1 protein-coding gene and 1 pseudogene are annotated in these 1,078 nt (G+C 69.1%); one reads left to right on the forward strand and one right to left on the reverse strand.

Annotated features, from left to right (window positions below):
* Window positions 1-904, forward strand: a 904-nt coding sequence (locus CH341_RS31445; RefSeq protein ID WP_111423648.1) for an MBL fold metallo-hydrolase, incomplete at its 5' end; no start/stop codon positions are given.
* 96 nt (window positions 905-1,000) lie between these two features.
* Here CH341_RS31445 and CH341_RS31450 read toward each other — a convergent pair.
* Window positions 1,001-1,078 (reverse strand): annotated as a pseudogene (locus tag CH341_RS31450) (MmcB family DNA repair protein); the annotation flags it as partial.

Below are 1,078 nucleotides of genomic sequence, written 5' to 3' on the forward strand. Positions count from 1 at the left end.
GGCGCCGCCGGCCGGGCGGCAGGCGGCCGGCTTCTATCGCTACAATGTCGGCAGCGTGCAGGTGACGGTCGTCAACGACGGCGTCAGCCGCATGCCGATCGGCGACGGCTTCGTGCTCAACGCCGGCAAGGCCGAGGTCCAGGCGGCGCTGACCGCGGCCTACATGGATCCGAACTTCTACGCCGGCCCCTACAATCCGATCCTGATCAACACCGGCGCCAGGCTGGTGCTGGTCGACACCGGCACGGGCGAGGCGGCGTTCACGGCGAGCCAGGGCCTCAACGGCCGCTTCCTCGACAATCTCGCGGCGACCGGCATCGCGCCGGACCAGATCGACGCCGTGGTGCTGACGCATTATCACGGCGACCACATCAACGGCCTGTTGCGCGCCGACGGCACGCCGGCCTTCCCCAACGCCGAGATCCTGGCGCCGGAGCGCGAGCACGCCTTCTGGACCGACGAGGCCGAGACCAGCCGGGCCAAGAATCCGCGCGTGCCGGACGGCGCCAGGAACGTCCGCCGGGTGATGAGCGGCGAGATCCTGAAGCGGCTGCGCACCTACGCCTGGGACAAGGAGGTGCTGCCCGGCCTCACGGCGCTCGGCACGCCCGGCCACACGCCCGGCCACACCTCGCTGGTGCTCGCCTCGGGCGACCGGGAGATCTTCATCCAGGGCGACGTCACCCACGCGCCGTTCCTGTTCGCCCGCAATCCGGGCTGGCACTTCATGCTGGACGTCGATCCGGTCGCGGCCGAGGCGACGCGCCGAAAGGTTTACGACAGGCTGGTCGCGGACCGCTCGCTCGTGCAAGGATTTCACTATCCCTTCCCGGCGCTCGCCCATGTCGAGCGGGCCGGGACCGGCTACCGCGAGGTGCTGGTTCCCTGGTCCACGACGCTCTGACGGGGCCGAGACAAATCGACATCGAGACAAATCGACATGGAGACCATCATGCGCGTGTCTGTTCGGGCGGCCGTCTCGGCCGCCGTGGTGCTGGCGACGGTCGCAATGCAGCCGGTAGTCCGGCCATTTGTGGTCGGCGCGAAAGTCCTCCACCGAGGACTTGATCTCGACGAT

The organism is Rhodoplanes roseus (assembly GCF_003258865.1).
GTDB lineage: Bacteria > Pseudomonadota > Alphaproteobacteria > Rhizobiales > Xanthobacteraceae > Rhodoplanes > Rhodoplanes roseus.